The sequence below is a fragment of the uncultured Frigoribacterium sp. genome, from assembly GCF_963515265.1.
Classification (GTDB): Bacteria; Actinomycetota; Actinomycetes; order Actinomycetales; family Microbacteriaceae; genus Frigoribacterium.
In genome coordinates this window covers 1-8,036 of sequence record NZ_CAUPYL010000118.1, presented here as the reverse complement: position 1 = coordinate 8,036, position 8,036 = coordinate 1, and the positions used below count along the sequence as shown (strand labels likewise).

Below are 8,036 nucleotides of genomic sequence, written 5' to 3'. Positions count from 1 at the left end.
CCGCTACGGTGGGCGCATGCCGAACCTGCTGCACCTCGACTCGTCCGCCGACACGGCGACCAGCCGGTCGCGCGCGATCACCGCCTCCTTCGCCGACGCCTGGCGGTCGCTCGGCGACGACCACACGGTGACGCGCCGCGACCTGCACGTCGACCAGCCGCCGCACCTCAGCGACCCGGCCCTGCACTGGCCCGCGCGGCTGCGGCTCCCCGGCGCCGCCCCCGACCCTGCCGCCGAGGCCCTCCAGGCCGAGCTGATCGCCGAGCTGACGGCCGCCGACGTGGTCGTCGTCGGCGCCCCGCTCTACAACTACACGGTGCCGTCGACGCTCAAGGCCTGGCTCGACAACGTGCACCTGCCCGGGGTCACCGCGCCCTTCGACGGCGACGACCAGCAGCCGATGCTCGGCCGTCCGCTGCTGATCGCGACCAGCCGGGGCGGTTCGTACGACGCCGGCTCGCCGACCGAGGGCTGGGACCACGCGGTGCCGGTGCTCGAGCAGATCCTGGGGTCGACGCTCGGCATGGTCGTCGAGGTGATCGCGGTGAACCTCACGCTGAGCGGGCAGATCGCGATGCCCGACGGGGCGCGCGAGCGAGCCGAGCGCGAGCTGGCCGAGGCGCTCGCGGCGGCGGCCGACGCCGCGCGCCGACTCGGGTGAACGGCCGTGCCGGCCGCCTCGGTCGCCGCGCGCAGATCGTCGCGGCCCGGGTGCTCGGCTACCTCTCGGCGGTGCTCGCCGTCGTCGGCGTCGTGACGCTCGCCAAGGGCAGCCCCGGCGTGGGCGGCCTGCTGTTGCTCGCCGCCTTCGTGCTCGTCGCGATCGCGTACGCCTTCGTCCGCAGTGTGAACCGTCGCACTGTGGACCGGCGCAGCCTGGACCGGCGCCGCCCGGACCAGCCCAGCTCGCGGCGCAGCTCCCGTCTCAGGCGGCCCGGGCGATGAGTCCGCGGCCGTAGTTGAGGCGCGACTGGGCCTCGAACAGCTGCGCCTGGCCGTCGGGCAGCGCTGGCTCGAAGCTCTGGTGGGTGAACGAGCCGTTCGTCGCGGTGAACTGGACGAAGCCCGAGCGGCGGTCCGCCTTGACGAAGAAGAACGCGATGGCCCCCAGGCCGATGATCGTCCAGAAGAACAGCACGAGCAGCACGACGCCGAGGGCGATCGCCCAGCCCGGCGTGTAGCGGTCGGTCCGGGACATGTCCTGGACGAAGAGCTGCGTGCCCGCGAGCGGACGCGTGCCCGACGGGGTCACGAGCTCGTGCTCGGTCAGGGTGATGTCGCCGTACTGGACCAGTGCACGGGGAGGCGTGGGCCGGCGGGGCGGGACAGGGACGAGCTCGCTCGACATGAGGGCCTCTCGACGTCGGTGGTGAGGTCCCAGGATGGCGGTCTCGCGGGCCGGGTGCCAACCCCCTCGCGGGGGAGGAGCTCCGGGGCGGCGATCGGGCACGCTGCCGGGCGCGCTGTCGGCGGCAGCGCCTAGGGTCGGACCATGCACAGTCGCACCCTGGGCCGCACCGGCCGCGAAACATCCGTCATCGGCCTCGGCACCTGGCAGCTCGGCGCCGACTGGGGCGACGTCAGCGAGAGCGACGCGCTCGAGGTGCTGGGCGCCTCCGTCGAGTCGGGCGTCACGTTCTTCGACACCGCCGACGTCTACGGCGACGGCCGCAGCGAGAAGGTCATCAGCACGTTCCGCGCGGCGAACCCCGACGTCCCGCTGACCGTCGCCACCAAGATGGGCCGCCGCCTCGACCAGGTGCCCTCGAACTACGTGCGCGAGAACTTCATCGCCTGGACCGACCGCTCGCGTCGCAACCTCGGCGTCGACACCCTCGACCTGGTCCAGCTGCACTGCCCGCCGTCCGCCGTGTACGACGACGACGCCGTGTACGACGCGCTCGACGAGCTCGTGCAGAACGGGGCCATCGCCTCCTACGGGGTGTCCGTCGAGGAGGCGCAGCAGGCGCTGACCGCGATCGCCCGCCCCGGCGTCGCGACCGTCCAGATCATCCTCAACGCGTTCCGGCTCAAGCCGCTCGACGAGGTCCTCCCGGCGGCTCAGCGGGCCGGGGTCGGCATCATCGCGCGCGTGCCGCTCGCCAGCGGGCTGCTCTCGGGCAAGTACACGGCCGAGACGACGTTCGCCGAGAACGACCACCGCACCTTCAACCGCCACGGCGAGGCCTTCGACCAGGGCGAGACCTTCAGCGGCGTCGACTTCGAGCAGGGCGTCCGCGCCGCGCAGGAGTTCGCGGCGGCCGTGCCCGACGGCGTCACCGTGCCCCAGGCGGCGCTCGCGTGGATCGTCGACCAGCCGGGCGTCAGCACCGTCATCCCGGGGGCACGCAACGTCGAGCAGGCGAAGGCCAACGCGGCGGCCGGCGACGTCGAGCTCGAGGAGGGCCTCGACTCCGAGGTCGTCCGCATCTACGACGAGTACTTCCGCGCCGCGGTCCACCCCCGCTGGTGACCTCGCGAGAGGCCCGAGATCGACCGCGGCGCACACGCCGACGTCGATCTCAGGCCCCTCGCGTGCCCGGCCGGGCCGCGGTCGGGCGGCGGTCGGGTCCGGCCGTGCTCGCGCCGGGGTACAGCGACCTGACCAGCCGGGCAGCCGCCCGGGCGTAGACCGGGGTCATGGCCGACAACATGTACACGCCCCAGAACCCCATCGAGCAGTACCCGCAGCCTCCCTTCGAGCCACAGCAGCAGTCCGCGCCCGGCGACGTGCACGCGATGAAGCCCGAGCCCGACCACGGCGAGACCAGCTACGTCGGCAGCGGCCGGCTGGCCGGTCGCAAGGCGCTCGTCACCGGTGCCGACAGCGGCATCGGCCGTGCGACCGCCATCGCCTACGCCCGTGAGGGCGCCGACGTCGCGCTCAGCTACCTCGCCGAGGAGCAGGCCCAGGCCGAGCAGGTCGCCCAGCTCGTCCGCGACGCCGGCCGCACCGCGGTGCTGCTGCCCGGCGACCTCCAGGACGAGCAGACCAACGCCGAGGTCGTCGAGAAGACGGTCGCGGAGCTCGGCGGGCTCGACATCCTCGCGATCATCGCCGGCGTCATGCCGACCGTCGACAGCATCGACGACTTCGAGACGAAGACGCTCGACCACGTCCTGAAGGCCAACATCTACCCGCTGTTCTGGCTGACGAAGGCGGCGTCGCCGCACCTGAAGCCCGGTGCGTCGATCCTCACCTGCTCGTCGATCCAGGGCTTCCAGCCGTCGCCCTCGCTCGCCGAGTACGCCGTCTCGAAGGCCGGCATCGCCAACTGGACCCGTGCCATGGCCCAGCAGCTCGCCGAGCGCGGCATCCGCGTCAACGGCGTCGCCCCCGGCCCCGTCTGGACCCCGCTGCAGCCCGCGTTCGTGCCGAACGAGAAGATCGAGACGTTCGGGTCGGAGGCCGCCTACGGCCGTCCCGGACAGCCCGTCGAGCTCGCCCCGTCGTTCGTGTTCCTCGCGAGCCAGGAGTCCAGCTACATCAGCGGCGAGACCATCGCGGTGACCGGCGGCACGCCGATCCACTGAGCCGCGCCTCCTGCGGTCGTCGACGGCCCGTCCCGCTGCTGCGGGGCGGGCCGTCGGTCGTGGCCGGAGTGCGGGGCGGGCCGTCCGCCGTCCCCGGGGCTGGGGTCGGGTCGACGTGCCGCAATGCGAGACGGATCCTCCTTCGCGCGACCGCGTTGCCGCCTCCTTCCGTCCTCCGGCTCAGGATCACTCTCAAATTTGAGAGTGTTCCGCGTCCGCGTCCGCGTCCGCGTCTGCGTCCGCAACCGCGTCCGGGCTTCGGCCCAGCCTCTGCCCGGGCCAGCACCCGGTGCGACTAAGCCCAGCGCGTGCCCTCGCCCGCGAGCACGGCCCGGTACCCCTCACGGAACGTCGGGTAGGCGAACGTGAAGCCCGTCCCGCGCAGCAGCCCGTTCGACAGCCGCTTGTCGCCGCCCGCCTGCCGCCCCGCAGGAGGCGCGGGCTGCGGAGCGGGGACGCCCAGCTCCGCGGCCAGGAAGACCAGGACGTCGTCGAGCCGCGCCGGCTCGTCGTCGGTGCCGAGGTAGACCGGCCCCACCATCGCGAGCCCGGCGAGGTGGACGAGCGCGGCGGCGGCGTCGTCCCGGTGGATCCGGTTGGTGTGCGGCGACGTGCCGGGCGTCTCGGCGAGGGTCGCCGACCCGCCGCGCACCTGCTCGATCAGTCGCTCGCGCCCTGGACCGTAGATGCCCGAGAGCCGCACGAGGGTCGCGTGCGGTGCGCGGTCGCGCAGCAGCGCCTCCGCCTCGACCAGCACCGCGGCCGTGGGGGTGCCGCCGGTCGCGGGGGTCTCCTCGGTGACCAGGCCGCCGTCGTCGACGTCGTACACCGCGGTCGACGAGACGACGAGGAGGCGCGGGTCGGCCGCCGAGCGCTCGATCCCGTCGAGCACGTGCGCCAGCCCGTCGACGTACGTGGCCCGGTACTCGTCCGGGTCGCGGCTGCCCGCGGCGAGGGCGACCACGACGACCGTCGCGTCGTCGTCGATGACGGGCGCCTCGGCGCGCAGGTCGACGGCGCGGCCCTCGAGCTGCTCGGGCAGCACCTCGGGCCGGCGGCGCAGGCCCACCACGCGGTGCCCCTCGGCGGCGAACCGCAGGCCGGTCTCGGTGCCCAGGTCGCCGCAGCCGGCGATGACGATGCTCATCGATCGAGCGTACCGATGGAGGTGCGGCGCGGCCTGGGCGGGGCGCCCCGCACCTCCTGCCGGTCCCTCCCCGAAGCGGCCCGCGCCTCCTGCGCACAGCGCTCCGCGCCGACGCGGGCCGCGCCTCCCGCCGTTGCCGACCGGGAAGCTGCAGATGCCGACCGGGAAGCCGCAGGCACCGCCCGTGAAGCTGCAAATGCCGACCGGAGAGCCCGTTGTAGCGGCTTTTCCGGTCGCCGGATGCGGTCTCGAGGCCAGATTGGTCGGCACTTGCGGCCAGCAGCCAACAGCCAGCAGCCAGCAGCCAGCGGCCAGCAGCCAGCGGCCAGCAGCTGTGTCCGGGCGGGCGGGCGGCAGCGAGTTCCGGACGGGTGCGGCGGCTCAGAGCCGCTCGAGCGTCGCCGGGTCGAGCGTCCCGTCGAAGAACCGCCCGAGCGCCCGGGCGAAGCGCTCCTCGGAGGGGTCCGCCTGGGCGAACAGCGTCAGCGACGAGTGCAGCTTCATCGCGTCGACCTCGCCGAGCACGTCGACGGCGGAGGGGCCGTCAGCACCGTCGGGAAGCTCGAGCAGGGCGTCGACGCAGTCGAGGAGGCGCGGGCCGAGCACCGGGTGCGCGAGGAACGCCCGGGCGGCACCGACCGTGTCGAGGGCGAAGTGCTGCGAGGTCGCGCTGGTGCCCAGCCCCGCCACCTGCGGGAACACGAACCACATCCAGTGGCCGCGCTTGCGCCCGGCGCGCAGCTCCCGCAGCGCGTGGTCGTACGTGCCGTCCGCCTCCTGGGCGTCGACGAAGCGGTCGAGGTCGTGGCGGGAGAGCAGGTCGTCGTCGGTCATCGTCCCGGTCTACGCCCGTCGACGGGCGGTGCGTCCGACACGCGGCCTGTCGTCGCCCCTGCGAGCCCGCGACCCTCCAGGGGCTGGCGGAGCCGTCGCCGCACGAGCTAGTCTGGTCGGCTGCCCGGACCGGGCGGCGCGTCCTCGCCGCACGCCCCCGCGGCCCGAGAGACCACGATGACCTCCACCGCCGAGCCCGGCCACGAGCCCGTCCCCGAGACGCCGACGCACGCCGTCCCCGAGACGCCGACGCACGCCGTCCCCGAGACGCCGACGCACGCCGTCGTCGAGCAGATCCCCTTCCCCGCGTCCGTGTCACCTGACGCAGCAGGCGCCGCCGACTACGTCGCCGCCGTCGACCTCGAGAACGCCGTCCGGCGCGCCGCGATCGGTTCCGACGAGCTCTCGTGGGAGCCCGACGAGCAGCTCCCCCACCTGCTCGACGAGGTGCACAGCGACCACCGGCTCTTCGGCGTGCGGGAGCAGGGCCGTCTCGTCGCGGTCGGCTGGTACGAGACGCGCCGTGAGGGCGACGCCGCGACGACCGCCTGGCTCGACGTGTCGGTGCTGCCCGAGGCCCGCCGCCGCGGCCACGGCACGCTGCTGGCCGAGCACCTCGAGCAGCTCGCCCGCGCCGAGGGGCGGACGCAGGTGATCGCCTACGTGCGCTCCCGGGGCGAGGGCGAGCCGCGCCTCCTTCCCCCCACCGGCGCCGGGTCGGTGCCGCGGGGGAACGACGAGGTGCGCTTCCTGCTGGCCCGGGGCTGGGAGCTCGGCCAGGTGATGCGCTGCAGCCGGCTGCCGCTGCCCCCGGACGAGGAGGCGCTCGGCACGGTCCGCGAGCGCGCCCGGTCGGCCGCGGGCGACGCCTACCGCCTGCACACCTGGGTCGGCCGTTCGCCCGAGCGCTGGGTCGACGACCTCGCCGCGCTCGAGACGCGGATGAGCACGGACGCCCCCGCCGGCGGCCTCGACGAGCCGGAGGACGTCTGGACCGCCGAGCGCTGGCGCGACGAGGAGGAGCGCTCGATCTCCGGTCCGCGCACCCGGTTCACGGCGGTGGTCGAGCACGTCGCCTCCGGCAGGCTCGTCGGGTTCAGCCAGGTCGAGGCGCCGGCCGACCGCGCACGACCGGCGTTCCAGCAGGACACCCTCGTGCTGCGCGAGCACCGAGGGCACCGGCTCGGCTGGTTGCTCAAGGTCGCCACGACCGACCTGTTGCTCGCCGAGCGTCCCGGGCACCCCGCGGTGTTCACCTTCAACGCGGAGGAGAACCGGCCGATGCTCGACGTCAACGAGGCCGTGGGCTTCGTTCCGTTCGAGCACGAGGGGGCGTGGAGCAAGAAGCTGTGACGCCTCGACCTCGTGTCAAGGCCCTGACCGCGTCGGACCTGCCCCGCTACCGTCGAGCATGACCGGCGGGGAGGGCAGCTCCCCGCCGGTCGTCGACTCCCTGGACGTTCACGTCCGTCCGTCCGCCCCGCCCCGCCCGCCGCCGTCGATGTCGAGAGGTCCCCGCCGTGAGTCCCTTCCTGCCCCGCACCGCTGTCGTCACGGGCTCAGAGTCCGGGATCGGCCGGGCGACCGCGGTCGCCCTCGCCGAGGCGGGCCTCGACGTCGGCGTGACCTGGCTCGACGACCAGGCGGGGGCGGAGGCCACCGCCGAGGAGGTGCGTTCCCGTGGGCGCACCGCCCACGTCGCGCACCTCGACCTCGGGCAGCTCGAGAGCTGCGGGGACGTCGTGGACGACCTGGCCGAGCGGCTCGGCGGCCTCGACGTGTTCGTGAACAACGCGGGCACGGGGTCGTCCGTCCCGGTCGTGGACCTCTCGCTCGAGGAGTGGCGGCGGGTCGTCACGGTCGACCTCGACGCCGCGTTCGTCTGCCTGCAACGCGCCGCCCGGCGGATGGTCGCGGCGGGCACCGGCGGGCGCCTCATCGGCGTGACGAGCGTGCACGAGCACCAGCCGCGGGTCGGCTCGGGCGCCTACGACGCCGCGAAGCACGGGCTCGGCGGGTTGCTCAAGACGATGGCGCTCGAGCTCGGCCGGGACGGCATCACCGTCAACGCGGTCGCGCCCGGCGAGATCGCGACCCCGATGACCGGACAGGCCGACGTCGACCCCACGACGGTGGACCGGCCCGGCGTTCCGCTCGGACGTCCCGGGGACGCGCGCGAGGTCGCGGCGGTGATCGCGTTCCTCGCGTCGCCCGCGGCCGGGTACGTGACGGGCGCCTCCTGGGCCGTCGACGGGGGGATGCTGCAGATGGGGCCACAGGGCGGGTCGCACCTGGAGGGCGACGGGTGGCGGCGCGTCTGACCGCGGACTCGCGTCCTACGCCGTGAAGTCGGCGCTGATCTCGGCGTGCACCTCGATGTCGGCGGGGGCGAGGTCGAAGCCGCCACCGCCTCCTGCGGGGGACGTCGCCGCGCGGGCGAGGCCGAAGGTCGCGGCGCCGCCCGCCGCCCCGGGGCGCAGTCCGGGCTCGAAGACGGCGACGAGCACGGGCTGCGACAGGC

Annotated in this window: 10 protein-coding genes; 6 read left to right on the top strand and 4 right to left on the bottom strand. The window is 74.4% G+C overall.

The window, feature by feature from the left end; all coding sequences use genetic code 11:
* Nucleotides 1-661, top strand: a 661-nt coding sequence (locus tag RWM17_RS09960) for an NAD(P)H-dependent oxidoreductase (protein WP_314103216.1), incomplete at its 5' end; no start/stop codon positions are given.
* Nucleotides 658-945 carry a hypothetical protein gene (locus RWM17_RS09955; protein ID WP_314103214.1) on the top strand — a complete coding sequence of 96 codons (288 nt, stop codon included), beginning with the start codon at nt 658-660 and terminating at the stop codon, nt 943-945. The genes RWM17_RS09960 and RWM17_RS09955, both read left to right, overlap by 4 nt.
* On the opposite strand, the gene RWM17_RS09950 is transcribed toward RWM17_RS09955, so the two are convergent.
* Entirely contained in the window at nt 926-1,348 is a 423-nt protein-coding gene (locus RWM17_RS09950; RefSeq protein ID WP_314103213.1) for a hypothetical protein, read from the bottom strand. The genes RWM17_RS09955 and RWM17_RS09950 overlap by 20 nt on opposite strands.
* 144 nt (nt 1,349-1,492) lie before the next feature.
* Between RWM17_RS09950 and RWM17_RS09945 the strand changes: the two genes are divergently transcribed.
* Complete coding sequence (locus tag RWM17_RS09945) at nt 1,493-2,473, top strand: aldo/keto reductase (protein ID WP_314103212.1); 981 nt, start codon at nt 1,493-1,495, stop codon at nt 2,471-2,473.
* A gap of 167 nt (nt 2,474-2,640) precedes the next feature.
* Nucleotides 2,641-3,534, top strand: coding sequence for an SDR family oxidoreductase (locus RWM17_RS09940; RefSeq protein ID WP_314103209.1), 894 nt, complete (start codon nt 2,641-2,643; stop codon nt 3,532-3,534).
* A 295-nt stretch (nt 3,535-3,829) separates the two neighbouring features.
* On the opposite strand, the gene RWM17_RS09935 is transcribed toward RWM17_RS09940, so the two are convergent.
* Both RWM17_RS09935 and RWM17_RS09930 read right to left on the bottom strand, forming a co-directional pair.
* Nucleotides 3,830-4,681 carry an SDR family NAD(P)-dependent oxidoreductase gene (locus tag RWM17_RS09935; RefSeq protein WP_314103207.1) on the bottom strand — a complete coding sequence of 284 codons (852 nt, stop codon included), beginning with the start codon at nt 4,679-4,681 and terminating at the stop codon, nt 3,830-3,832.
* Between the two features lie 381 nt (nt 4,682-5,062).
* Nucleotides 5,063-5,515, bottom strand: coding sequence for a DUF1810 domain-containing protein (locus RWM17_RS09930; RefSeq protein WP_314103205.1), 453 nt, complete (start codon nt 5,513-5,515; stop codon nt 5,063-5,065).
* 177 nt (nt 5,516-5,692) lie between these two features.
* Here RWM17_RS09930 and RWM17_RS09925 point away from each other — a divergent pair, with 177 nt between their 5' ends.
* Nucleotides 5,693-6,868 (top strand): GNAT family N-acetyltransferase, encoded by a 1,176-nt coding sequence (locus tag RWM17_RS09925; RefSeq protein WP_314103202.1) that lies wholly within the window; start codon nt 5,693-5,695, stop codon nt 6,866-6,868.
* A 167-nt stretch (nt 6,869-7,035) separates the two neighbouring features.
* On the top strand, nt 7,036-7,836 hold the full coding sequence (locus RWM17_RS09920; RefSeq protein WP_314103199.1) for an SDR family oxidoreductase: 801 nt from the start codon (nt 7,036-7,038) through the stop codon (nt 7,834-7,836).
* Between the two features lie 15 nt (nt 7,837-7,851).
* Here the strand turns inward: RWM17_RS09920 and RWM17_RS09915 are convergent.
* On the bottom strand, nt 7,852-8,036 hold a 185-nt coding region (locus tag RWM17_RS09915), incomplete at its 5' end, for a hypothetical protein (RefSeq protein ID WP_314103196.1).